The organism is Neobacillus cucumis (genome assembly GCF_023715505.1).
The window spans coordinates 245,104-267,139 of record NZ_JAMBOH010000005.1; the positions used below are offsets into that span (position 1 = coordinate 245,104).

28 protein-coding genes are annotated in these 22,036 nt (G+C 37.7%); 7 read left to right on the forward strand and 21 right to left on the reverse strand.

Features of this window, described 5'->3' with window-relative positions:
- Positions 1–60 precede the first annotated feature (60 nt).
- From M3226_RS10190 to M3226_RS10210, 5 genes are all read right to left on the reverse strand, one after another.
- Positions 61–456, reverse strand: a complete 396-nt coding sequence (locus M3226_RS10190; protein ID WP_251564952.1) for a DUF3397 domain-containing protein — start codon at positions 454–456, stop codon at positions 61–63.
- A complete protein-coding gene (locus tag M3226_RS10195) occupies positions 456–1,355 on the reverse strand; it encodes a 2-dehydropantoate 2-reductase (RefSeq protein ID WP_251564954.1) in 900 nt (299 codons plus the stop codon). The genes M3226_RS10190 and M3226_RS10195 overlap by 1 nt, the downstream gene beginning before the upstream one ends.
- 287 nt (positions 1,356–1,642) lie before the next feature.
- Positions 1,643–3,184, reverse strand: coding sequence for an acyl-CoA carboxylase subunit beta (locus M3226_RS10200; RefSeq protein ID WP_251564956.1), 1,542 nt, complete (start codon positions 3,182–3,184; stop codon positions 1,643–1,645).
- Positions 3,185–3,209: 25 nt separating this feature from the next.
- Positions 3,210–3,422, reverse strand: coding sequence for an acetyl-CoA carboxylase biotin carboxyl carrier protein subunit (locus M3226_RS10205; protein ID WP_251564958.1), 213 nt, complete (start codon positions 3,420–3,422; stop codon positions 3,210–3,212).
- A gap of 13 nt (positions 3,423–3,435) precedes the next feature.
- A complete protein-coding gene (locus M3226_RS10210) occupies positions 3,436–4,773 on the reverse strand; it encodes an acetyl-CoA carboxylase biotin carboxylase subunit (protein WP_251564960.1) in 1,338 nt (445 codons plus the stop codon).
- A gap of 235 nt (positions 4,774–5,008) precedes the next feature.
- On the opposite strand from M3226_RS10210, the gene M3226_RS10215 reads away from it, so the two are divergent.
- Positions 5,009–5,488, forward strand: coding sequence for an N-acetyltransferase (locus M3226_RS10215; RefSeq protein ID WP_251564962.1), 480 nt, complete (start codon positions 5,009–5,011; stop codon positions 5,486–5,488).
- Between the two features lie 46 nt (positions 5,489–5,534).
- On the opposite strand, the gene M3226_RS10220 is transcribed toward M3226_RS10215, so the two are convergent.
- The 4 genes from M3226_RS10220 to M3226_RS10235 form a co-directional block, all read right to left on the reverse strand.
- Positions 5,535–6,164, reverse strand: coding sequence for an RsfA family transcriptional regulator (locus tag M3226_RS10220; protein ID WP_251564964.1), 630 nt, complete (start codon positions 6,162–6,164; stop codon positions 5,535–5,537).
- A gap of 86 nt (positions 6,165–6,250) precedes the next feature.
- Entirely contained in the window at positions 6,251–7,009 is a 759-nt protein-coding gene (locus M3226_RS10225; RefSeq protein ID WP_251564966.1) for an enoyl-CoA hydratase/isomerase family protein, read from the reverse strand.
- 122 nt (positions 7,010–7,131) lie between these two features.
- Positions 7,132–7,305, reverse strand: a complete 174-nt coding sequence (gene rpmF / locus M3226_RS10230) for a 50S ribosomal protein L32 (RefSeq protein ID WP_024029176.1) — start codon at positions 7,303–7,305, stop codon at positions 7,132–7,134.
- Between the two features lie 84 nt (positions 7,306–7,389).
- Positions 7,390–7,917, reverse strand: coding sequence for a YceD family protein (locus M3226_RS10235; RefSeq protein ID WP_251564968.1), 528 nt, complete (start codon positions 7,915–7,917; stop codon positions 7,390–7,392).
- Positions 7,918–8,187: 270 nt separating this feature from the next.
- Here M3226_RS10235 and M3226_RS10240 point away from each other — a divergent pair, with 270 nt between their 5' ends.
- A complete protein-coding gene (locus tag M3226_RS10240; RefSeq protein ID WP_251564970.1) occupies positions 8,188–9,408 on the forward strand; it encodes a nucleotidyltransferase in 1,221 nt (406 codons plus the stop codon).
- An 8-nt stretch (positions 9,409–9,416) separates the two neighbouring features.
- Here the strand turns inward: M3226_RS10240 and M3226_RS10245 are convergent, their stop codons facing one another.
- On the reverse strand, positions 9,417–10,445 hold the full coding sequence (locus M3226_RS10245) for a SepM family pheromone-processing serine protease (RefSeq protein WP_251564972.1): 1,029 nt from the start codon (positions 10,443–10,445) through the stop codon (positions 9,417–9,419).
- An 8-nt stretch (positions 10,446–10,453) separates the two neighbouring features.
- A complete protein-coding gene (locus M3226_RS10250) occupies positions 10,454–11,233 on the reverse strand; it encodes a patatin-like phospholipase family protein (protein WP_251564974.1) in 780 nt (259 codons plus the stop codon).
- A 208-nt stretch (positions 11,234–11,441) separates the two neighbouring features.
- Between M3226_RS10250 and ylbJ the strand changes: the two genes are divergently transcribed.
- Positions 11,442–12,656 carry a sporulation integral membrane protein YlbJ gene (gene ylbJ, locus M3226_RS10255; RefSeq protein ID WP_251564976.1) on the forward strand — a complete coding sequence of 405 codons (1,215 nt, stop codon included), beginning with the start codon at positions 11,442–11,444 and terminating at the stop codon, positions 12,654–12,656.
- A 67-nt stretch (positions 12,657–12,723) separates the two neighbouring features.
- On the opposite strand, the gene coaD is transcribed toward ylbJ, so the two are convergent.
- Both coaD and rsmD read right to left on the reverse strand, forming a co-directional pair.
- A complete protein-coding gene (gene coaD / locus M3226_RS10260; protein WP_251564979.1) occupies positions 12,724–13,206 on the reverse strand; it encodes a pantetheine-phosphate adenylyltransferase in 483 nt (160 codons plus the stop codon).
- 19 nt (positions 13,207–13,225) lie between these two features.
- The gene (gene rsmD, locus M3226_RS10265; protein ID WP_251564981.1) at positions 13,226–13,780 is read right to left on the reverse strand and encodes a 16S rRNA (guanine(966)-N(2))-methyltransferase RsmD; all 555 of its coding nucleotides are present in this window, start codon (positions 13,778–13,780) and stop codon (positions 13,226–13,228) included.
- A gap of 543 nt (positions 13,781–14,323) precedes the next feature.
- Between rsmD and M3226_RS10270 the strand changes: the two genes are divergently transcribed.
- On the forward strand, positions 14,324–14,713 hold the full coding sequence (locus M3226_RS10270) for a DUF7147 family protein (RefSeq protein WP_251564983.1): 390 nt from the start codon (positions 14,324–14,326) through the stop codon (positions 14,711–14,713).
- A 224-nt stretch (positions 14,714–14,937) separates the two neighbouring features.
- Here the strand turns inward: M3226_RS10270 and M3226_RS10275 are convergent, their stop codons facing one another.
- The 4 genes from M3226_RS10275 to M3226_RS10290 form a co-directional block, all read right to left on the reverse strand.
- Positions 14,938–15,213: a YlbG family protein gene (locus M3226_RS10275; RefSeq protein ID WP_144562585.1), complete on the reverse strand. Its 276-nt coding sequence runs from the start codon at positions 15,211–15,213 to the stop codon at positions 14,938–14,940.
- Positions 15,214–15,355: 142 nt separating this feature from the next.
- A complete protein-coding gene (locus M3226_RS10280) occupies positions 15,356–15,787 on the reverse strand; it encodes a YlbF family regulator (RefSeq protein ID WP_251564984.1) in 432 nt (143 codons plus the stop codon).
- A 198-nt stretch (positions 15,788–15,985) separates the two neighbouring features.
- The gene (locus M3226_RS10285) at positions 15,986–16,225 is read right to left on the reverse strand and encodes a YlbE-like family protein (protein WP_098527001.1); all 240 of its coding nucleotides are present in this window, start codon (positions 16,223–16,225) and stop codon (positions 15,986–15,988) included.
- Between the two features lie 23 nt (positions 16,226–16,248).
- On the reverse strand, positions 16,249–16,659 hold the full coding sequence (locus M3226_RS10290) for a YlbD family protein (protein ID WP_251564986.1): 411 nt from the start codon (positions 16,657–16,659) through the stop codon (positions 16,249–16,251).
- A gap of 146 nt (positions 16,660–16,805) precedes the next feature.
- Here M3226_RS10290 and M3226_RS10295 point away from each other — a divergent pair, with 146 nt between their 5' ends.
- A complete protein-coding gene (locus tag M3226_RS10295; RefSeq protein ID WP_251564988.1) occupies positions 16,806–17,291 on the forward strand; it encodes a PaaI family thioesterase in 486 nt (161 codons plus the stop codon).
- Positions 17,292–17,309: 18 nt separating this feature from the next.
- Positions 17,310–17,669 (forward strand): hypothetical protein, encoded by a 360-nt coding sequence (locus M3226_RS10300; RefSeq protein ID WP_251564990.1) that lies wholly within the window; start codon positions 17,310–17,312, stop codon positions 17,667–17,669.
- Positions 17,670–17,697: 28 nt separating this feature from the next.
- Here M3226_RS10300 and M3226_RS10305 read toward each other — a convergent pair whose 3' ends face one another.
- On the reverse strand, positions 17,698–18,774 hold the full coding sequence (locus tag M3226_RS10305; protein WP_251564992.1) for a CAP domain-containing protein: 1,077 nt from the start codon (positions 18,772–18,774) through the stop codon (positions 17,698–17,700).
- Between the two features lie 177 nt (positions 18,775–18,951).
- Positions 18,952–19,386 carry a CBS domain-containing protein gene (locus M3226_RS10310; RefSeq protein WP_251564994.1) on the reverse strand — a complete coding sequence of 145 codons (435 nt, stop codon included), beginning with the start codon at positions 19,384–19,386 and terminating at the stop codon, positions 18,952–18,954.
- Positions 19,387–19,579: 193 nt separating this feature from the next.
- Here M3226_RS10310 and M3226_RS10315 point away from each other — a divergent pair, with 193 nt between their 5' ends.
- Positions 19,580–19,939, forward strand: a complete 360-nt coding sequence (locus tag M3226_RS10315) for a YugN family protein (RefSeq protein ID WP_251564996.1) — start codon at positions 19,580–19,582, stop codon at positions 19,937–19,939.
- A 224-nt stretch (positions 19,940–20,163) separates the two neighbouring features.
- On the opposite strand, the gene M3226_RS10320 is transcribed toward M3226_RS10315, so the two are convergent.
- Positions 20,164–21,339, reverse strand: a complete 1,176-nt coding sequence (locus M3226_RS10320) for a GNAT family N-acetyltransferase (protein ID WP_251564998.1) — start codon at positions 21,337–21,339, stop codon at positions 20,164–20,166.
- A gap of 141 nt (positions 21,340–21,480) precedes the next feature.
- Positions 21,481–21,942 carry a DUF420 domain-containing protein gene (locus M3226_RS10325; RefSeq protein ID WP_098526993.1) on the reverse strand — a complete coding sequence of 154 codons (462 nt, stop codon included), beginning with the start codon at positions 21,940–21,942 and terminating at the stop codon, positions 21,481–21,483.
- Positions 21,943–22,036: the final 94 nt, after the last annotated feature.

The following is a 22,036-nucleotide window of genomic DNA, read 5'->3' on the forward strand; positions in this document are numbered from 1 at the left end:
ATTCATTCTTAGAAGAGTATACCATTATCCACCCCATATAAAGAAAACTTTTGCTCTAAATTAGGATGAAAAACTAAAGATGATGGCTCGAGACACTATACCATAAAAGGTAAGGACAAAATAGGTGAAAAAGAATAAGATAAAATTAAAACGCCAAAACCCTTTCCATATACGTTTAACAATAATTTCCTCCTTAACCTTCCAGTGAACGAAAATAAACACCATTGCAATCACGATCATTACTAGTATTATTAACCAAAAAAACGATTTATCCCAAAGAGTGACAATTAAAAAATGAACAGAAATAATATAAAAAATAGTTGTATAATCAAGAGCCATATGGAGCGCTTTTTTGGTGGTTTTTAAGGTTATCTTTATTACAGTAAAAACAAGAATTGTCCCTATTACCGGAATCGCAAAGAAAACAGTTAGAACAGACGAAAAAATAGTGCTCATTATATGACCACTCCTTGGCTCTCTATTCCTTTAATAAGATAATAAAGTGTTTCTAGTTGAGGAAATTTCTTTCCTTGTTTGTTGGCTTCTTCTAGTAAATAACCTAAAATGGCATCTACCTCTGTCAGCCGTTTAGCCTCAATATCTTTTAACATGGACGAACGATTATCCCGTGTTTTTTTACAAATCTGTATCACATGCTCCCAGTATTTTTCCGGGTGCTCAAGGTTTAAAATGGAAGTAATTTCACTAAAGAGATTTTCTAAGATTTTATAAAAAAATGGATTATCAATTAGTGCCCCATTATTCACTTGAAGTATCGCTGTTAAAGGATTGATCATAGCGTTTGCAATTAACTTTTTTTCCAACATGGCAAAATACTCTTCTTGATAGGTGATTGGAAACACATTGGAAACGGCTGAGGCAAACATTTTTAGGAAACCTGGGTCACCTTTATAGACCGCAACGTTAGTGGTCCCTATACCATTGTGTCTCACCGTGTATGGATTCTCTTTAAGTGCTCCATGCTCTACAGAACCGACAAACAAATTGTTCGCCTTAATATCGTCTAACAGTTTTAAATGTCCCATCCCATTTTGTAAAAATAGTATGTTTTCTGGCTTGGATGGTAACTGAGATATCCTCTCTATAATTGAAAATAGCTGGTATTGCTTTACAGCGATAATAGTTAAAGCCTCTGATCCCTGCCAGTCCACAATTGGTAACGCTTTAACCTTCGCAATAGTCTCTTCTCTCCCGCTCTGCAATAAGACATTATGTTGATTAATTTCAGCTGCTTGTTCCTTTGACCTTGTATAAACAGTTACGTCAAAAACACGGCTAAGGTAAGCAGCAAATAACAACCCAATCGATCCCGCACCAATAATACCAACCCTCATGGAAGTGTACCCCTCTTTTTTAATACTCTGTAAATTCGGCTGTTGATTGCAGCGAAAGAAACCCGCTTTCCGCGGGCGTGCCCGGGAGCCTCCTCGGCCCCGTACTCCCGCAGGAGTCGAGCACCTTCCGCTCCAATCAACAGAGTATAAAAAACAACAATATCGTTTTACAGAGCTTTTTTTTAAAAAATAGTATCTTAATATGCCTGCTAATATTCTATCAGATGATGCCATTTGTTAGTAGATATAAAAAACCTTTTCGAGCATAAGTCGAAAAGGTTCAATCATTATACTGGATAGACCGGATGCTTTCTGACACTAAAGGTAACCTCTTTAGTTTCGTAGTAAGCAAATCGTTGTATTAGAATATCTCTTAGTTCGGAAGGAGCTACGATTTCATCCACTATTAATTCTGAAGCTAACTTATATATGTCGATATGCTCCTTATACTCTTTATGCTTTTCTTGTACAAAAGCGATTTTTTCTTTTGGATCGGCGATTTCATTGATTTTATTAGAGTAGACGGCATTCACTGCTGCTTCTGGACCCATAACCGCGATTTGGGCAGTCGGCAGGGCAATACAGCAGTCAGGTTCAAATGCGGGACCTGCCATTGCATAAAGTCCTGCACCATAAGCCTTTCTAACAATAACGGAAATCTTTGGTACAGTGGCCGAACTCATTGCGGCAATTAATTTGGCGCCATGACGGATAATCCCCGCCCGTTCCACTTTTGTGCCAATCATAAAGCCCGGGACATCTGCTAAAAATAATAAAGGGATATGGAAAGCATCACAAAGCTGAATGAATTTTGCAGCTTTATCTGCTGAATCAACAAATAACACGCCGCCTTTAACCTTTGGCTGATTAGCGATAATTCCAACCGCTCTCCCATCGATTCGAGCTAAGCCGGTAATAATCTCAGGTGCGAAAAGCTTCTTGATTTCATAATAACTCCCATTGTCAACTAATCGTTCTATACATTCTACCATGTCAAATGGAGCATTTTGGTTTTCCGGAATAATCGCTTCTAGGTCCCGGCCTTCTTTTGCTTGGACACCAGCAGTCTGTTTAGGCACTTCTTTGAAGCTTGAGGGAAAAAAGCTGATATATTTTTTGGCTGATTCAATTGCTTCTTCCTCACTGTAGGCCAGCACATCCCCACAACCCGAGATGGTACAATGCATCCGGGCCCCGCCCATTTCCTCTAGCGTTACTTTTTCGCCGATGACCTTTTCTGCCATTCTTGGAGAGCCTAAATACATTGATGCATTTTGGTCGACCATAATGACAATGTCACAAAATGCCGGGATGTAAGCTCCTCCAGCTGCAGAAGGTCCAAATAAAATACATACCTGTGGAATCATACCAGATAGCTTTACTTGATTATAAAATATTTTTCCTGCGCCGCGTCGATTTGGAAACATCTCTACTTGGTCTGTAATTCTGGCCCCGGCTGAATCAACTAAATAAAATAAAGGCACTTTCAATTTTTCCGCTGTTTCTTGAATTCGAATTATTTTCTCAACTGTGCGCGCTCCCCAAGAACCTGCTTTTACCGTTGAGTCATTCGCCATCACACACACTGTTTGGCCATTAATTTTACCAATAGCTGTTACAACACCATCAGCAGGAAGGTCACCGGCTTTAAAATTAGCAAATTTTCCGTCCTCTTCATACTTACCAGCATCAAATAATAACGATAATCGCTCACGCACAAATAGCTTATTTTGCTCCTTAGCCTTCTCATGATACTTAGGCTGGCCGCCGGCTTCGATTTTTCTACGATTGTCGTTTAATTGTTCAACTAACGTATTTATGGTTGCCATTGTAATCCCCCTTTTTCTAAAAATGCTATTCTAGGACCAGCAATACATCTCCTTCATTTACAAAATCCCCAATTTTCACTCTTACTTCCCGGACAACTCCCTCTGTTCCGCTCTCGATAGGGATTTCCATTTTCATTGATTCTAACATGACTACTTCCTGATCTGGATTTACTTGGGCCCCAGCTGAAACAAAAACATTTAGGATAGTACCTGCCATTGATGCTGTAATTTCTTTCATATGAATTCTCCCCTTATTTCAGATCATTTTTATTTAAAAAATTGGTTGAATAGTCTCCCGTTTGGAATGAGTCAGTTTCTAAAATATTTAAAAATAGTGGCACATTTGTTTTTATGCCCTCGATGTTTACATCTTTAAAGAAGCGTTTGGCTGATGTTATCACCGTTTGTCGTGATGAACCGTAAAAAATGCATTTGGCAATCAACGGGTCATAAAAAGGAGTTACAGTCCCGCCTTCAACATAGCCGTAATCAATCCTGGCCCCTTCTTCCATATTCCATTTAAGAGTGGTAATTTTTCCTGGTGAAGGTAAAAAGCGGACAGGATCTTCCGCATACAGTCGAAATTCAATAGCATTACCTTTTGAACTAATTTCAGACTGCTGTAAAGGCAGCTTTTCTCCGCGGGCAACGAGTATTTGCCACTTTACTAAATCAAGCCCTGTAATCATTTCGGTTACCGGGTGCTCTACCTGCAGGCGTGTGTTCATTTCAAGAAAATAAAAGTTCTCTTGTTGATCAACAATAAATTCAATCGTTCCCGCGTTTGTATACTGGACAGCATGTGCCGCTTTAATCGCTGTTTCAAACATTTTCTGCCGTGTCTTATCAGATAAAAATGGTGACGGTGATTCTTCAACAACCTTTTGGTGTCTTCTTTGTATTGAACAATCCCTTTCATACAAGTGGACAATATTGCCGAAGTGGTCTCCAAAAACTTGAACTTCAATATGTCTGCTATCTGGAATATATTTTTCGATAAATACTTCATCAGAACCAAAGTAAGTCAACGCCCTCTTCTTTGTGGATTCATATGACTTAACGAGCGCTTGCTCATTCTCACAAAGAATCATGCCTATTCCACCCCCGCCCCCACTTGCCTTAAGCATAATTGGGTAACCAATGGTTTCCGCTAACCTGCATCCCTCCTCAATGGTCTTTAATCCATTGCTGCTTCCCGGTACAACTGGGACGCCTGCCTTCTCCATTGTTTGGCGTGAAGCAATTTTATCCCCCATCAATTCAATTGTTTTAGGCTCGGGTCCGATAAAGATGATTCCGGCATTTCTGGTCTGCTCAGCAAAAGCAGCATTTTCCGATAAAAATCCATATCCAGGGTGAATCGCATCCACCTTTTCGTCCTTTGCGATTTCCAATATCTTGTCAATTCGCAAATAAGATTTGCTGACATGCGGTTCCCCCACACATACCGCCTTAGTTGCTGCTTTTACAAAAGGCATTTCCTTATCTGCCTCGGAATAAATGGCAATGGTTTCAATCCCCATCATTTGACAGGTATTAATAATCCTAAGGGCAATTTCTCCTCGATTAGCAATTAGAATTTTTTGCACGTTTCTTCCCCTTTCATACCCCTTTTAATGCCTTCTTTATGTTTTTCTACATCATTAAAGAAATTTCCTGCAAACTTTGTAACCGCTTTCGAAACTTATGTGGAGAATTTTTTGGCTATTTGTTATATAATGATAGTAATTGATTTTGAATAATGCAAATATTATTTCTCTTCATGTTATTCAAGAGCATATAAATATATACAGGAACAAGAAATCAACATTTAGGAGGCAAACTATGGTGTACAAAGTGGAGAAACTAAAAATAAATTTTAAAACACTTGAAGAGTTTAAAAAGTTTAAAGAATATGGTCTTCAGGAATTATCAATGCTTGAAGATTTGGAAGCCAATATGATAGATAATAATAGTGAATCACCTTTTTACGGAGTCTATTTCGGGGACAAACTAGTAGCAAGAATGAGTTTATACCAGATTGATGCTAAATTTGACCGTTATTTCTTTCCACCACAAAATTATCTAGAGTTGTGGAAGCTTGAAGTTTTACCTGACTATCAAGGTAAAGGATTTGGTAAAGCACTAGTTGATTTTGCTAAAAGCTTCGGTGTACCTATTAAGACCAATCCAAGAGTACAATCTAGCGGTTTTTTTGAAAAATTAGGGTTTGCCAATGTAGAGTATGAAATGGAACGTGACCGCGGAGAAAATCCTCTCGTTTGGTATCCCGAGGGTGTAGAAGCGCAGAATCAACAGAAATAAATAACGTAATAAAATATTAAAAAGCGGACGATAAAGTCCGCTTTTTTTATTTTTCCACTCTTTCAAGGTTGCCGTTTTTGTCCATCTGGAACTTTACTTTTTGCTGGCGATCCTCATCCTGCAGGACAACCATTTTCCGCGCTCTTTCCATGATCTCAATTAAAGAACGATAATCCTCCTCAATGGCTTTGAGATTTTTTGACAATCTTTCATTTTCGGCAGCTAAATAGTAAGTCTTTTTTTCTAACTCTTTGATTTTTTCAGTCGATTTTTTCCTTTCTTCTTCAAAACCTGAAGAGGCTTCAGCCTGCCTTTGAAGTCCCTCTAAAAAGTGGATGACCGTCGAGAATGTGACCTTACTTCCTTGCTCATGGTTAGAAGAAGACTGTACATGTTCTACAGACACCGGATCATGTTGATTGATTTCCTCAATAGAGGCATCTTGTTTCTTTAATTCTTTGCGCTGTTTCTTGGCCAGTTCTATACCTGATTTATATTGCTTTCTTACATATGAATTCCAACGGAACCCACATGCTGCAGAAGTGCGTGATAATTGTTTGCCAACTTCCTCAAATGCCTGCAGTTGTGTTCCGCCTTCGCGGATATGCCTTAAAACCACTTCAGCAAGTAACAAATCCTCATCTTGGGACCATGCATCTTGGCGAGTAGGTGACATTTGTTCATCCCTCCTAGTGTTTTTATAATACATATGCATCTACTAGAAAAGATAGACTTAATCAGAAGTTGTCTTTTAATCTTTATTCACTGTTTTTCACTGATAAACTTCTTTACATATTGAAGATGGGCGTCACTTTCCCAGAGTATGGCACAATTTCGGACTTCTTCCTCTATTCTTTCTCGAAGTTTGGTCTCTTCCCATTTACGAATCCATACTCTTTTATAGGATTGTAGAACACTTAAATCATTACCTAGCATTTTTTCAATAAATCCCTCTCCTGCTTGAAGCGAGGAGCCATCAAAGAGGCTGTCAATAAATCCAGCCTCTTTCAATTGTTCCGCTGTTTGCAGCTCTGCTTCCATCAAAAGCTTCATGGCACTATGGGCAGACATTTTTTCTGCTAAGATAGAACCCCCTCCCCAGCCTGTTGTGATGGCTTGTTTCCCTTGAACGAACCCTGCTTTTATACCTTTCCGCGCTAAACGAAAATCACAGGCTGCCGCAAGTTCGCAACCACCGCCAATGGCGATTCCGTTTAAAAGAGCTATTGTAGGTATCGGTAATGTGAGAAGCTCATATAAGATATGGGCCATTTTAGTGAGCATAACATGCGCTTCCTCTTTTGTGTGGAGTGCGTGAAAAACAGATAAATCTCCCCCTGAAGAAAAGGCATGATTTCCCATTCCCGTTATCATAAGTGCCTTTATATCCGGCTCTGCCGTTCTTTTTATCGCCTCGGCCAGTCCTTGCATTACTTCGTAATTAATTGCATTTCTTTTTTCACTTCTTGTAATCGTAAAAATCATATAACCCTTCTCGGATATTACAATAGAGTATGACAAAAACAACAGCCCCCTGTGCATTTGGTTTATGCTTTTCAATAATGGATGTATGTATAGATATGATGATAAACGACAAAAGCACAAGGGCATATAGCTCCTTGTGCTTTTTATCCTAACGGAAATTAGTCGTTAACAACGTCTTTTCCTTTGTATGTTCCGCAAGCTTTACATACGCGGTGTGCAAGTTTCATTTCACCACAGTTTGGGCAACTTACCATACCAGGTACGTTTAGTTTAAAATGAGTACGACGTTTTCTTTTTGCAGTTTTAGAAGTTCTTCTAAAAGGTACAGCCATTCTTCCCACCTCCTTAAAGAGTATTAAGAAAGTAATGAAGGCCAGGAATGCTGGTTCTTCACTTTGCTTCTTAGATTTTGCCGATTATGATTCGGAAGAAGATTTGTTTTCGTCAAAAAACTTTGCAAGTCCTGCTAGTCGCGGATCAATCTTTTTTGATTGTTCTTCCTCAGAAATAACTTCCCAGTCCTTACCAGATTGCGGAGCTGCTTCATCAGACTTGACATCATCACAAAACACTTGCATTGGAACCTCAAGTAAAAGAATTTCCCGTATGATTGGCATAAGGTCAATTACGTCACCTTTTACTTGATATGTCTCCTCTTCAGTTTCATAGACTGATCCTTGTAAGAGGAAAGTTTCAGTTGTGTCGACATTAATTGGAAGTATTACATCCACTAAAGTACGAGAACAAGGAAGAATTAAATGACCTTCAATTTTTATATGAAATGTCACTTTTGTTGAATCGATATCTCCGCGACCTGTAATATGCATCGGAGAAACTTCGCGAATGGTAGGATCAGTTTGTTTGATCTCGTCCACACGAATTATCTCATCAATGGTAAAATCCTTGTTTCGATATTTTTGTAATTGATTTAATGTCCATTTCAATTGAATCACCCCAAGGCAACAAAGGTAATTATAGCCTTCGATAATATTTTTGTCAATGTTTTTTCTTTACACCTAGTAAGGTGATTTTTTCTAAAAAAATTAATTGACGGTAAAAAGATTTCCACTACTAGTGTATCCAGATGTGTACTTTACAAACATCTACAACATCTTATCATAATTTTTGATTGGCTGCCTTAAAATTTTGCTATAATGTTAAAAAAATAAAAACTCCTAATTAGGAGTCGGATCAATTACTTTAAGGAGAATAATATGAACACTGTTGGTTTAATTGTAGAGTATAATCCTTTTCATAATGGACATGCCTTTCATTTAAGTGCCTCAAAAGAAGCGGCAAACGCCGAAATTGTGATTGCGGTTATGAGTGGTAATTTTTTGCAAAGAGGTGAACCCGCGCTTGTTTCAAAATGGTACCGAACAAAGATGGCATTACTTAACGGAGTGGATATTGTCTTTGAACTCCCTTATAGGTTTGCGGTACAAAAAGCAGAAATCTTTGCTAATGGTGCGGTATCCATTTTAGATGCAGCTGGATGTGATGCCGTTTGTTTTGGGAGTGAGAGCGGGGATCTTTCTTCTTTCTTGGAGACTATTGATTTTATTGATAAACAAAAACAGGAATTGGAAGAAAATATCCATCGATTTATTGATACAGGTGTAAGTTATCCAAAAGCAGTATCGCTGGCCTATCATCAATTGACAGATTCCAACTCATATCTAGATTTAGCAAAGCCAAATAATATTTTAGGAATCGAATATATAAGAGCAATAAAAAAGCAAAAGAGCTCCCTTAAACCTATTACAGTAGTCCGGAAAAACGCTAATTATCATGATGAGCATTTTGCCTCTGAAACCATCGCAAGTGCAACAAGCATCCGAAAGGCGATCTTTTTGAAGGATGGCGAGCAGAATTCTATTGGTCAGTATGTTCCTGCACCAACGGAACAATTGTTATCAGAATATCTAAATAAGTACCAGGTCTTTCATCAATGGGAAAATTACTGGAATTACCTGCAATTTCGTTTGCTTCAGTGCACTTCGGCAGAATTAAGGGAGATTTACGAGGTTGAAGAGGGGCTTGAAAACAGAATATTAGCTGCTGCCCTAATTGCAGGCAGTTTTCATGAATTTATGGAAAAAATCAAAACCAAACGGTATACATGGACGAGACTTCAACGATTATGTGTACATATTTTAACCAATACTAAAAAAGGACAAATGGCAGGTCCTTCTGATAAAGCCTCTTATTTAAGACTTCTTGGGATGACACCTAGAGGGAAAGAATATTTAAACAAGCGAAAAAAAGACTTCTCCTTGCCCCTAGTTTCTAAACTTTCCTCTTATAAGGAGAAAGAGATTCAGCTTGATTTAAAAGCTGCACGTGTTTATTCCTTAGGTGTCGCCCCTCATTTAGTAAAAGATTTAATGAATAAAGAATTTAATCAGCCGCCGTTATTGATTGAAAAAGGATAATGGTCTCATCATCCTTTTTCTTTATCCGGTAATTTCTCAAGATAGTTTACTGCTTCTTCGAATGTATCAACCGGTACAATTTTCATTTTTGTTTTTATATCCCGGGCAGTTTTTAAAGCATCACGGTAATTGGAAGTCTTTGAATCATTTTCGTTAGGAGCTAAAAATATTTCAGCGCCTGCCTTATCAGCAGCCACGATCTTTTGTTCGATTCCACCAATTGGCCCTACGATTCCTTTTTCATCAATGGTCCCTGTTCCGGCAATTTGGTATCCCTTTGTTAAATCCTCACTCGTTAACTGATTATATATTTCTAAAGAAAACATAAGACCTGCAGAGGGGCCGCCTATTTCGTCTGTCTTTACTTTTACTTTAGGTTTCACGATAATCGATTTGTCATCCACAAGTGAAATCCCGATTCCGATTTTGGTCGGGGCCTCTTTAAATCGCTCCAGACTAACTGTTACAGTGTTGTTTTTTTTATTTCTTAAAAACGTTAGAGAGATCTTATCTCCTGCTTGTTTTTTACTAACATATTCAATAAACTTTCCCGAGGATGGGAAGCTGTGTCCATCCACTTTAAAGATGCGGTCTCCAGCCTGGAGTTTTCCTTCAGCAGGCATTCCTGGAACAACTTGAACGACATAGATTCCTTTATATTTATAGTTAACTGGAAGTCCCGCTTTTCGATAGGCAACATTGATAGCATTTAATTTTGAACCCGCCATCATCTGAAGCTGCCTAGCATTGTACTCATCTTCTGTTTCTTTATCTGACAAAATCAAATCCAATGGATAAATCTCTTCATATTTTCGTATTTTTGCTTCAAGGTATGAATAAATATTGGCCCTTCCCATTCTAACCGTTGTCAGCATAAAGCTTCCTTCTTCTTTATAGCCGTCATCAACCGTGATGATTGGTTCCAACTCTTTGGCCATCCCTGGTTTTGATACATAATATGGCAGCGGATAATACATCCCGCCAATTAGTATACAGACCAATAAAAAAAATGATCCTACAAATATTTTTCTACGCATTACTCGTGTTACCCCTTCCACTTTTCGATGACGCTTTGTATCTGTTTGATATGTTTGTTTGTTTCTTCCTTACCAATAGTAATGATTTCTTCTGTATTCGTGAAAGCACGCGAGCTATACATTTCAACAGGGGGGCGAATCATGATATCTGCAGATGTTTCTCTGGAGTTGATGATCTCTGTCTGCATAATGTCAATACTTTGCATGATGACATCGTATATCGTTGTTATTTCAGCGTTTCGTTTTACCCTCGACACATCAACAGCTATAACAATATCTGCTCCCATGTCTTTTGCCACCGAAATTGGAACACGATCGGCCACACCGCCATCCACTAGTATTCTCCCATTATATTTCTCCGGAACAAAAATGCCTGGGATAGAGATGCTAGCCCTAACTGCTTCTGCAACAGGTCCTTTTTGAAAGATAACTTTTTCGCCTGTTAATAAATCAGTAGCCACTATACCAACCGGGAGTGAAAGTTCCTCAATGTTTTTTCCATGGGTAAAAACCTTAATAAATTCTTTAATTTTTTTACCAGAGATAAAACCCATTTTAGGAACTGTAAAGTCTAAGAAATACTTTCTTTTAAAAGCCGTCGACAATTTATACAACCGTTCCAAGTCAAGTCCTGCACCATAAAAACTCGCCACAAGTGCCCCCATGCTGCTTCCCGCAATTAAATGGATCGGAATTCCGGCTTCTTTCAATGCCATTATCACACCTAAATGAGCAAACCCGCGTGCACCGCCTGAACCAAGTGCCAATCCAATTTTTGGGTGCTCCATAACAATTGACCTCCCATTAATAATGCTTTCAAGTGTAAAAGCTTAAACGAAACTCGTTCAATCTTATGGTCTAAATTGCTTTTCTATGAGTATATTTGATGTATATGGGGACAAGGGTCAACAAATTTCCATAAGATTAATCTATATTTTAGCATTGATATAATTGATTTGCACGATTAGAGTAATCGTTTGGAAGGAGGTATCTTTATTGGTTCTGTCAAAATTAAAAACGGTCTTTCTATCCGTTTCCGTTTCGATTTTAGCTGCATCACTTATCTCCTTTCCAAGGGAGTCATTTGAAGCATCCATTCGCGGTCTTAATATGTGGTGGGAAATTGTCTTTCCTTCCCTTTTACCGTTTTTTATTATTTCTGAAATGTTGATTGGCTTTGGAGTTGTTAAGTTTATTGGAGTCTTATTAGAACCCCTCATGAGACCACTATTTAAAGTTCCTGGAGTAGGCGGGTTTGTATGGGCAATGGGGATGGCTTCCGGGCAGCCAGCTGGGGCAAAATTCTCCGCCCGGTTACGTCAAGAAGGACATTTATCGCAAATAGAAGCAGAAAGACTTGTATCCTTTACTAATTCTTCAAATCCATTATTTATATTCAGTGCAGTAGCAGTTGGCTTCTTTAATAACCCCAAGATTGGATTACTTTTAGCTGCGGCACACTACTTAGGAAATATATGCGTAGGCATTATCATGCGTTTTTATGGAAAAGAGACACCTGAAGAGTCTCTCGTTGACCGAAAAAAGTTCAAAATTAGAAATGCCTTATCTGTTCTCCATCAAACAAGAATAAAAGATAACCGGCCAATCGGAAAACTTTTAGGTGATGCTGTAAATTCATCGATTCAAACTTTATTAATGATTGGCGGCTTTATTATTTTGTTCTCTGTGATTAACAAATTATTATATCAACTACATATTACAGCGATACTGGCAAAAACGATTGAATTGGGGCTTTCCTCCCTGTCTTTACCGGATATGTTAAGCGTTCCATTTATTTCGGGATTATTTGAAATTACAATGGGAAGCCAATTAATAAGTCAGGTACAAGATGCTACACTCTTGCAAAAAGCAATTGTTGCTAGTTTCGTCTTAGCTTTTAGCGGTTTTAGTATACAAGCACAAGTTGCTAGTATTCTTGCCCAAACAGATATTAGATTCAAGCCCTTTTTTATAGCAAGAATTCTCCAAGGGATTTTCGCAGCACTTTTTGCCTTACTATTATGGAAACCACTCTATGTCCGCTTTAATCGTAATGAACAACCCTCGAATGCTTTACCGGTTGGCTATTTTGGAGATGGAACATGGGCAAATGATTTTTATCATAAAATGGTCGAGGTTGGGCCGCTAATTACGATTCTTTCACTCTTTATTTATATCCTGATTTTATTATCACGGCTAAAAAAGAGCTAGGCTAAGCCCAGCTCTTTAGTTGTATATAAAGACTATCACTAGGAAAAAGCAAATTTTTGTTTTTAGCTTATCTCCCAAATTTTTTGTTTAGTTCTTTCTCTACGACTGGAGGAACTAATGAAGAAATATCTCCATTATACTTTGCTACTTCTTTTACAATACTTGAACTTAAAAAAGAGTATTGGCTGTTGGTCATAATAAAAAAGGTTTCGATATCTTCATTTAATACTCGGTTCATCGAGGTAATTTGCATTTCATACTCAAAGTCTGAAACGGCTCGCAATCCCCTAATAATCGCATTGGCATTTACGGACTTAGCGTAGTCAACTAGCAAGCCTGAATGAACATCAACCCTTACATTTGGAAGGTCCTTTGTTACAGTTCTAATCAGATTCATCCGCTCTTCTATGGAGAATAATGGACTTTTAGCGGAGTTATTCAACACACTGACATAGACGACATCAAATACCTTTGCACCTCTCTTTATGATATCTAAATGACCATATGTAATCGGGTCAAAGCTTCCTGGACAAACCGCAATTCTAGCCAACTGGACTCCTCCTCACTCATTACTGCCCGTTTGTATAAATTGTCACAGTAATAATCCCATACTTTTCATGTTTTATCTGGTTAAACCGCCCTACCTTTTGAGGTAATTCCACATCAAAACTATGTTCACATACAATGATTCCCTCTGTTTTCACCAAATTCTGATGGTCCATTTTTTCCATCAGACTAACAAGCTGCTGTTTTTTATAAGGCGGATCTAAAAATATGTAATCAAAAGAAATGCCTCTTTTTATAAGGGCCTTTAACGCTCGATCTGCATCATTACGATAAACTTCTGATTTATCTTCAAATTTGCAGGCCTTTATATTCTCTTGGATAACATGAATAGCCTTTGACTCTCGGTCTATAAAGATAACCTTTTCTAAACCTCGGCTAAGTCCTTCAATACCTAATCCGCCACTGCCTGCAAATAGATCAAGACCCATCCCGCCATCAAAATAAGGCCCAATCATATTAAACAAGGCTTCCTTAACTTTATCAGTGGTCGGACGTGTTGTATTTCCGGGGACAGCTTTAAGCGGTCTTCCCTTACATATACCTGAAACCACTCTCATGGACATATCACCACATTTTTGAAATCATTTTTCTTTATACATCCTATCATAATTTGTAAAAAAGACAATCAGTAATGAATATCTTTTCTCCTGATCATCCATTTTGTTGATCAAATAGGAAAATTTATTAAAAAGACGTATAAGCTTTTATGTTGTGGGGATAATGTAATTAACAACATCAATTCGAGGATGTTGTTGCCAACCGCGGAGAAGACTTACGTTTCCCCATAAGTTCTTCCTCCGGTTTCTCCTCTCCCTTTGCCTTCTATCCTTAGCTTTAGGATATAGAAGGACCCTGCGGATTTTCTGCAGGGTTTTTTTTATGTAAGAAAGCATAAAAATTTCACCTTTGAGAATTGTCCAGCTCCAGCGCCTAGCCCCTCGAGGTCATAAGCCAATCCGTCCAAAAGGTTAAAAAGCAACCTTTCGGCCGGCTCGTCTTAAGCTTGTCGGGACTTACCAAGGCGCTTGCGCTTTTCTTATTTATTTAGATGTAATTAAGTGATAAAGTAGGGAGGAAAGAAGCTTAAAGGAGAATGTCAATTGATACAGCGCTTTATTGAACTAGGAGAAGGGTATTCAGATATTTATGAGCTGCTTGAACTTGCAAAATCAAATCAACACCGTCTGCAGCACATGATGGCATTACACACAAAGATCGACGGGAAAGAAATGACCTCATTAGTTGTCATATTAAAACCAACTGAAACAGGAAAATTCCAAGCGCTATATATTTGTCGTGAAGGGATTCCAAATCCAAACATACTGCCAAATAAAAGATATGATCTCTTTGCCCAAACAGCGGAATCACTTGGAAAACAAATCATCACACTCTCAGTCAAACCATCGATCAGCTTTAATGAGAAAGAACTATTTTACCAGCACCTGATCGGAATCTTAAGATTAAACCACTATATCCTGCCATTACAATAAGAAAAGCGGAAGGCGCCCGCCTATCGGCGACAAGTACAAGACGAGCCGTCCGAAAGGTTGTTCTTTAACCTTTGGACGGATTGGCTTGTGACCTCGAGCCGATGGCGCCTGGAGCTGGACAATTCTCGAAGTCGATATTTATACTTTCTTATCTTTTACGAAAAGCGCCTTGATCATGGCTAAGCTAGATAATAAGAAAAGGTGAGGGATACTTCCCTCACCTTTTATATTCCCATTTTATAATCATATTCCTTGGCTTTATCGGGGGCAGAGTTCTCGTATTCCATTCTCAAGAATGGTTTATACGAAGGTTCCACTTTCTTCACAAATGAAAAGGAATTTAATTTCTCCATAATCCCTTCTACTTCATCCTGATTACAATACAATACAACATATTTTAATTTTTTCGACACATAATGAACATTTCCAAAACGCCTTAACATTTTTGCCTGTTTTAAAGAGTACAGCCAAACAACTAATCCTTGTCTTTGAACAAACATTGTATATTCCCCTTCAGCAAAACCATCATTTTAAATAAGTCTAGCACATCAAAACGTTCTATTTCAATTCAAACTTTAGCACTATTCATGCGACTTAAGGGAAAATAAAAAATCAGCTTATTTAAAAGCTGATTTTTTATTTTTAACTGCACCCGCAGCTTCCACCGGTGCCACAGCTATGACCTGTTTCAAAGAAGGGATTACCAGAAGGAACCTTGATATGTTCCGAAACTGCTCCACCAATGAATTTACTAATCTCATCCAATAAAGTTTGCAAATCATTTTCTGCCAGTTTGAAATCTGCAACAAGCGGGTCCAAATCCATTTCACGTTTCGCTTCCCGGATTTGCATCATCACTCTTTTATAATCTGGATGGTATTTGCCGAACCGCTGAACTTCCTCATAAAGTTCCTTCAGACTGGCAAATCGATTTATTTTCCGCTGAGTTTCTTTATTCGTTTGCATTTTATATAAACAAATTTGATATTTTTCTGCAATATCAGACTTTAAGACCATTTTAGCTAAGTCTTCAGCATTTTCTAATAGCTCAATTCTTTCTAAAGTAGCAAGCACTATTCGCCCACCTCCAAGGTTATTTTAACATATTTACTAGAAGAAAGCGAAAATTCCTGCAGCCTAGGGATATTTACCATCAATTGTTTTGATGCTTCGTACGGTCTGGAGCGAAAACCAACATCCAAGTTTAAGAACTCCTAGTAATAAAAGCGAGAGCATGAAAAAAGGCCACAAATGAACACTGTGGTCTTTTCCTTAATTTTGCGTTTTCATAGCCTGAAACATATGATACATCATTGAGGCCATTTGAACGCTATTTGAAAATTTCTCTACTTGATGAGGAATCGTCTTCTTATAATGGTGTAACGAAGCAATTTCAAGTGCTTGTAAATCATAGGGGTTTCTTGTAAGCTTACGATACCACTGAGGCTGTTCTCGAATAAATTGCTTTAAATCCTTTTGACGTTCTAAATAATCTAGTACATCTCTTCGCATCGTTTATTAGTCCCTTTCAATTTTTAGTCTTTTCGAAAAACAAATGGATGTTTTGGCCCTTCTTGCGGCTTTGATGGGCCAGAAACAGAATTAACATTTCCACCTTGGAATTGAGATATAACGCCTTGGATAGCCCCTAATGCTTGACTTAAGTTATTTATATGGCTTTGCATTTGATTTGGGTCCATTTTTTTAACCATTCCCATAATACTTGACACCCAATCACTCTTAGACTCTTGCTCGGTTTTAGATTTTGTTTCCTTTTCAGCGCCTATCGATTCCCAGCGTTTATCCTCTTCTCCCAACAAATACCAATCCTCATATAATTCCTGCCAGGTCGCCTTTCCACTCCGAACTTCCTTAATAATTTTCGGATTGTTCTTTACAAATTCTTTAAATTGGAGCACGGAAGGATGCAATTTCTTTTGCGACATTTTATTCTCACCTCTGCCCATATTAATCGCCAATAATACATTATGTATAAGATGACGAAATGTGAAATGAAAACTGTTAATTAATTTATTAATGACCTTCATAGTGGTAAGATGGCAAGAGATAAAGAAATGAAAGAGGGAAAAGTATGAAGGAAGAATTACGCCATTTATTAGAATTCTGTATTGAAAATGGATCTGAAGAAGACCTGAGTGTTATGAAGCAGCTTCTCGAAGGTGTCCAAAATAAAGTAAAACGAGATCAACGCACCTTTATTGATGGTATCTTGCATATGGAAACAAGCTTTTGCGAAGATACCTGTGAGATTAAGATTCCTATCAGTCCTGTTATACATAACAACCTTAACATGGTTCATGGGGGAATTACAGCAACGGTCCTTGATACAGCTATGGGTGTATTAGCCAATCGCTTGGTGCCAGAAGGATATGGTGCTGTAACAAATCAATTAAACATTCATTATATTGCTCCGGGAATTGGTGACGCACTTCGCTGCAAAGCCGAAGTTATTCATAAAGGCACCAAAACAATGGTCATATCAGGTGAGGCTTTCCGCAGCGATGGAAAAAAAATAGCCTATGCCACTGGTACTTTTTTTATGATTAAGAAAGTGTAGGGGAGGCGTTAAATCGAGATGGTTACCGCCATTTTGATTCCGGTTATATGTCTTTACTTTTTTTGGCTAACAAGGAAAGAAAGGATAGAAAATGATAGAAAGTGGCTAGAAACTGGCAATGTACGTCAAGAGGCTGTCGTAATAGGTGAAATAAAAGGTATCACCGAAGAAAAACAGCGATTCTATTACCACCGTTACATTGTTGTTCAAAGCATTAAGCTTCAGACCTCCACCAGGGTTATTACTGCAATAAAAACGATTCCCCTAACCCCCGAGGTAGAAAAAGACACTTTTACGGTGGGGGAAACGGTTCGCTTATATGGCAGTTGGGAAGGTAACCGTTTTTTATTTAATACATGGATAATTGAAAAAAGGTGACACTAGGTCACCTTTTCCTTATTTATCATCAGTTTTTACGGATAAAGTTTTGTGTATAGTACTTTTCATAAACACCCACCCCAAGATGAGAGTATTCTTTACTTAATAATGAATCACGGTGCCCTTTACTATTAAGCCAGCCCTCCACTACTGCAGGTCCATCCGTATAGTTTGCTGCGATATTTTCACCAGCAGTTTGATAGGCAACTCTAGCAGTTTTTAAACGATTGGCCAAATCACCAAATTTTTTAGAAGTATGCGAAAAGTCGTTGTTTTGAGCCATGTCCCTGCTATGCTCAAACGCAACTTCAGCAGTTTTTTCATCCCACTCTAATGGTTTTACTTTGTGTCTAATTCTTAAAGCATTGGTAATATCAAAAATTTGTTGCTCTGTACTTTGTTCCACTAAATTCATCGCATCTTCACTTAGAGCTGGTGGTTTGATGAGCTGTCCGCGGTAAACCAGTTCGTATGGACGCTGTTTTACTAACGTTTCTGCGTCAAGAAAACGAACACTTGAAAGATTGCCTGTAAACTTATCAATATATAACTGGACATAAATATTTCCCATTCGAACTATTGGACGAAGATTTAAATCCGTATCATTCAATTCAAATCGATAAGTACTACCATTTACTTCAAGATTTATATTCGTATCAAAAAATTGCGTATTAAATATTTCTTCGACAGGCTGACCAATTTCAAATGGTGCTACATTTAAACTTTCCCCAAGCGCAAAAATAGTTACAACCCGCTTATTTTCAACCCCTACTTGCAAGTAGCGGTTAGTGCTCTGATTATAGATATACCATTGAAAGCCATACAGTGATTCGTCAATTCTTAACGGTGTTCCATACTCTTTTTCAAGATTGGAAACATCTTGTCCCATTAACAGAGCTAAACCTTCCTTTGGTTTCTCCAATGGTGTTTGACTGCCGTTTGTTTGATTAGCATCCTGTGGAGTAGATTGTTTCATCTCTAATGTTTGGTCTTCCTTAATAAGTACCTTACTATCATCATTCTTTTCATTTATACTAGAGTAAAAACCAATTGTTAGGAAAACAACTGAGAGTATTAAGATTCTGCCTAGAGTACGCAGTCGCACTCACCCTCTCTATAACAATTTCTATCATTATATGTATTGATAAAATAATTATATCATTTATATCCTGATTAGTAAGAGTCATAAGCAAAAATGTCAGTTTTCTTAATATTTTTAAAAAATAAAACAGGCACATTTTGTACCTGTTTTCATGTTAATATTAATATTTGTATAATAATTTTAATGCTGAGCACGATTGAGATTCTGTTCTGAAATCTCACTTAGGGCTTCTTTTGCCTGGTCATCTGTTAGCTCGCGAATGGCGAAATCTCCGAGGGATACAATACCTACTAATTTCTCATTTTCTACTACAGGCAAGCGGCGAATTTGATGATCAGCCATTAATTTTGCTGCTTCCCTGCTGGAGGTTTCTGGACTTACAGTTACCATTTCTTTACTCATGATATCTTCTACTTTTGTAGACCCAGGATGTTTTTCGGCTACCCCTCTAATTACAATATCACGGTCTGTAATCATGCCCACTAGTTTTTCCTTATCAACAATAGGAATTGCCCCAACATTGAGTTCCTTCATCTTCACAGCAACTTCAAAGATATTATCTAATAAAGTACAACATTCTACCTCATCTGTCATAATGTCACGAATTTTCTCCATTATAATTCCCTCCAAATTATTTTTATTCCTCTATTCAAGGTTTTAGGCTTTACCAATGCAAGCGGTTTTATTCGCTTAAATCTATTCATTGCAAGTTGCCACAATTTCAACTATTATTAGAATGAATTATTATTTTACTCAATACCAATTTAGGAACAAAGGGCTTGGCAACTGTTTTTAGGAGGGATTTAAGATGAAATTCGAGAATACTGGAATTGAGAAATTAAAAGCGGACCTAAACCGTTTAGATGACGTTATGCATGAATACGGTTTAGTACGGGCCGGACAATGGGATTATGACCGGGTTACATATGACCGAAAATTCGAGCTAAAAGAAGGGGTATTTTATCTTCGTGTTCAAGGTTTTGCGGTGGAGGGTGATGTTGACGTGTTTAAGGCTACCATTCAATTACTGACACCACTTTTAGGAAAGCATTATTATCCTCATGGAGTAGAATATGGTGAGGGTGAAAATTTCCCTGCTTCCCTTGTAACTCAGTGCAAAAAAATCCTTGGAAATTTAGCAGAAGAAATCAGTCAGTTTGCAATTTAAAAGCTGAAGGCCCGTTTAGCGCACGACAGGACTGGAGCCCATCGACTGAGATAAAGGAAACACGGAGCTCCAGTCGATTCGATGTTGACTTATCGTAGGGAGATGGGCGAAGTACACTAGTCGCTGGGCGCTGGAGCTGGACAATTTTCAAAGTCAGTATTTATAATTATCTAATAAAAGAAGGGCGCATGAAATGATTCATGCACCCTTCTTATGTTCTAGTATTAGAAAAAGTCATAAAACGCGGATTTTAGCTGCGGAATCATGGTTTCGAATTGATCGACTTCTTGCTTTGATCCCTTTATTAGACCCAAATCATACAGTTCTTCTGGCCTTTTATAGCCAAAAAGAATCACAGATAAGTCATTAATGGTCAAACGAATCCCCCTCTTTGGCGGATTTAAGCACTGACTTCCCTCTTTCGCCTTATACTCCTTCACTTCACCATTCCCTATTAGGTAACTTCCATTATTCCATGCAGCAAAAGGGTCCTCCAGATGAATAAAAATAGGGTTTGCTGTACTATCAAACCGAAACCTTTCTAAACACTTTTTCGCATTAACAATTCTACACATGAAATAGGGCATTACTTCAGTTTTTAATTTTGGTTGATTAAGATAATATGGAAAAGGATCATGGACCGGCAAGTTTACTGTAACATAATCAACCATTGAGTCATGCTGACAAATAAAATTCCATAGACCCACTCTTGCTTCCTGATCTAATGCCGCTATTTCCTGGATATCCATTTTTCTATCTTTTACATTAAATACTACATAGCCCCTTGCTTCCTTTGAGGTATTATAGTAGACCGCGGCTTGTGATTGGTCATCATACACATGTTCCTTCCACCACTTTGTGTCACGAACGAGCATCCCAGAATACTTTTTTCCATACTTTCGATAGATTTCCTCAATATCCTTATGATGAGTTTCCTTAGAATTCCTCTTTATATAACCCGATTGTGGGCTAAGAAGTTGAAGATTCACTTTTTCGATCGTAACTTTCTTCACCTCACTTAAAATCTCCCAGCCAAATTTGCGATAAAAGGCAAAATCAAATGGTGCCAATAAAGAAACGATTTGTCCATCATGTTTCATTTGCGCTAATGCTTCCATTATTAGTGATTTAACATGACCACTCCGTCTATATTCAGGGTAGGTGGCTACTCCAGCGATTCCTCCCATATCCCAAACTTCCCCATTCATATAAACAGCAAAAGGAATGATATGTAATTTTGCAGCAAGTGCACTATTTTCTCTTATCCCTAATAACTTATGAGATTTTAACATTTCAAGTCTAGCAGGAATCTTTTCCTCGGGAACATTGTATTGGAAAGCATATTCAGACAGCCTTAATGATTCTAAATATTCATCTTCCTTAAGGATCTTAATATCCATAAATCTTCCTCCCAAAATTTTATTTAGATTCGTACCATTTTATAAGTATTCAGATAACTAAAAATGATGTGATAAAAAGGTGCTAAAATAAGCACCTTTATCTATTCGGTCAATATTCAGTGTAGTAATCTTGGAAAATATTTATAAACCAAGAATGGCTTTAATCATCGACGTCGTCTCTCCACCCTTATAAAAAACATATAACAAAAGATAAACAGCAACCCCTGTTATGGCTGTAAAAAACCATATAAAACTAGTTACAGGCCCTAACTTACGATGGATGGAAAGATTATTCTTATATCCTGTAACTAATGAGATAATCCCAAAGACTGCTCCTACGGTTGCTAATGTAATATGAAAAACTAAAAAAATCGTATAATAAATTTTTATATTTGCTGGTCCGCCAAATGAGGTGTTCCCGATGAAAATTGTCCTTGATGCGTATATAATAAAAAAGATAAGAGCAAAAATAGCAGCAACAAACATTGTTTTTTTGTGAGCTTCAATTTTTCTTTGTTTAATTTGCCACCAGCCTATCGCAACTGTAATCGCACTTAACACTATAAAAGATGTACTAATCGTAGGTAAAATAGGTAAATTCATTATGTATCCTCACTCTCAAATATTCTAACTTCATTTTAGTTTAGTTCTCTTTTCTTTTCAAATAATACTAGTAATTTCATAAAAAAAGCTCCCA

What these genes read in the sequence shown, in the direction of transcription:
- M3226_RS10190 (WP_251564952.1), bottom strand. Translation starts at nt 456, where the DNA reads ATGAGCACTATTTTTTCGTCTGTTCTAACTGTTTTCTTTGCGATTCCG.
- M3226_RS10195 (WP_251564954.1), bottom strand. Translation starts at nt 1,355, where the DNA reads ATGAGGGTTGGTATTATTGGTGCGGGATCGATTGGGTTGTTATTTGCT.
- M3226_RS10200 (WP_251564956.1), bottom strand. Translation starts at nt 3,184, where the DNA reads ATGGCAACCATAAATACGTTAGTTGAACAATTAAACGACAATCGTAGA.
- M3226_RS10205 (WP_251564958.1), bottom strand. Translation starts at nt 3,422, where the DNA reads ATGAAAGAAATTACAGCATCAATGGCAGGTACTATCCTAAATGTTTTT.
- M3226_RS10215 (WP_251564962.1), top strand. Translation starts at nt 5,009, where the DNA reads ATGGTGTACAAAGTGGAGAAACTAAAAATAAATTTTAAAACACTTGAA.
- M3226_RS10220 (WP_251564964.1), bottom strand. Translation starts at nt 6,164, where the DNA reads ATGTCACCTACTCGCCAAGATGCATGGTCCCAAGATGAGGATTTGTTA.
- rpmF (WP_024029176.1), bottom strand. Translation starts at nt 7,305, where the DNA reads ATGGCTGTACCTTTTAGAAGAACTTCTAAAACTGCAAAAAGAAAACGT.
- M3226_RS10240 (WP_251564970.1), top strand. Translation starts at nt 8,188, where the DNA reads ATGAACACTGTTGGTTTAATTGTAGAGTATAATCCTTTTCATAATGGA.
- M3226_RS10245 (WP_251564972.1), bottom strand. Translation starts at nt 10,445, where the DNA reads ATGCGTAGAAAAATATTTGTAGGATCATTTTTTTTATTGGTCTGTATA.
- M3226_RS10250 (WP_251564974.1), bottom strand. Translation starts at nt 11,233, where the DNA reads ATGGAGCACCCAAAAATTGGATTGGCACTTGGTTCAGGCGGTGCACGC.
- rsmD (WP_251564981.1), bottom strand. Translation starts at nt 13,780, where the DNA reads ATGAGAGTGGTTTCAGGTATATGTAAGGGAAGACCGCTTAAAGCTGTC.
- M3226_RS10275 (WP_144562585.1), bottom strand. Translation starts at nt 15,213, where the DNA reads ATGTTTGTTCAAAGACAAGGATTAGTTGTTTGGCTGTACTCTTTAAAA.
- M3226_RS10285 (WP_098527001.1), bottom strand. Translation starts at nt 16,225, where the DNA reads ATGCGAAGAGATGTACTAGATTATTTAGAACGTCAAAAGGATTTAAAG.
- M3226_RS10290 (WP_251564986.1), bottom strand. Translation starts at nt 16,659, where the DNA reads ATGTCGCAAAAGAAATTGCATCCTTCCGTGCTCCAATTTAAAGAATTT.
- M3226_RS10295 (WP_251564988.1), top strand. Translation starts at nt 16,806, where the DNA reads ATGAAGGAAGAATTACGCCATTTATTAGAATTCTGTATTGAAAATGGA.
- M3226_RS10300 (WP_251564990.1), top strand. Translation starts at nt 17,310, where the DNA reads ATGGTTACCGCCATTTTGATTCCGGTTATATGTCTTTACTTTTTTTGG.
- M3226_RS10310 (WP_251564994.1), bottom strand. Translation starts at nt 19,386, where the DNA reads ATGGAGAAAATTCGTGACATTATGACAGATGAGGTAGAATGTTGTACT.
- M3226_RS10315 (WP_251564996.1), top strand. Translation starts at nt 19,580, where the DNA reads ATGAAATTCGAGAATACTGGAATTGAGAAATTAAAAGCGGACCTAAAC.
- M3226_RS10320 (WP_251564998.1), bottom strand. Translation starts at nt 21,339, where the DNA reads ATGGATATTAAGATCCTTAAGGAAGATGAATATTTAGAATCATTAAGG.
- M3226_RS10325 (WP_098526993.1), bottom strand. Translation starts at nt 21,942, where the DNA reads ATGAATTTACCTATTTTACCTACGATTAGTACATCTTTTATAGTGTTA.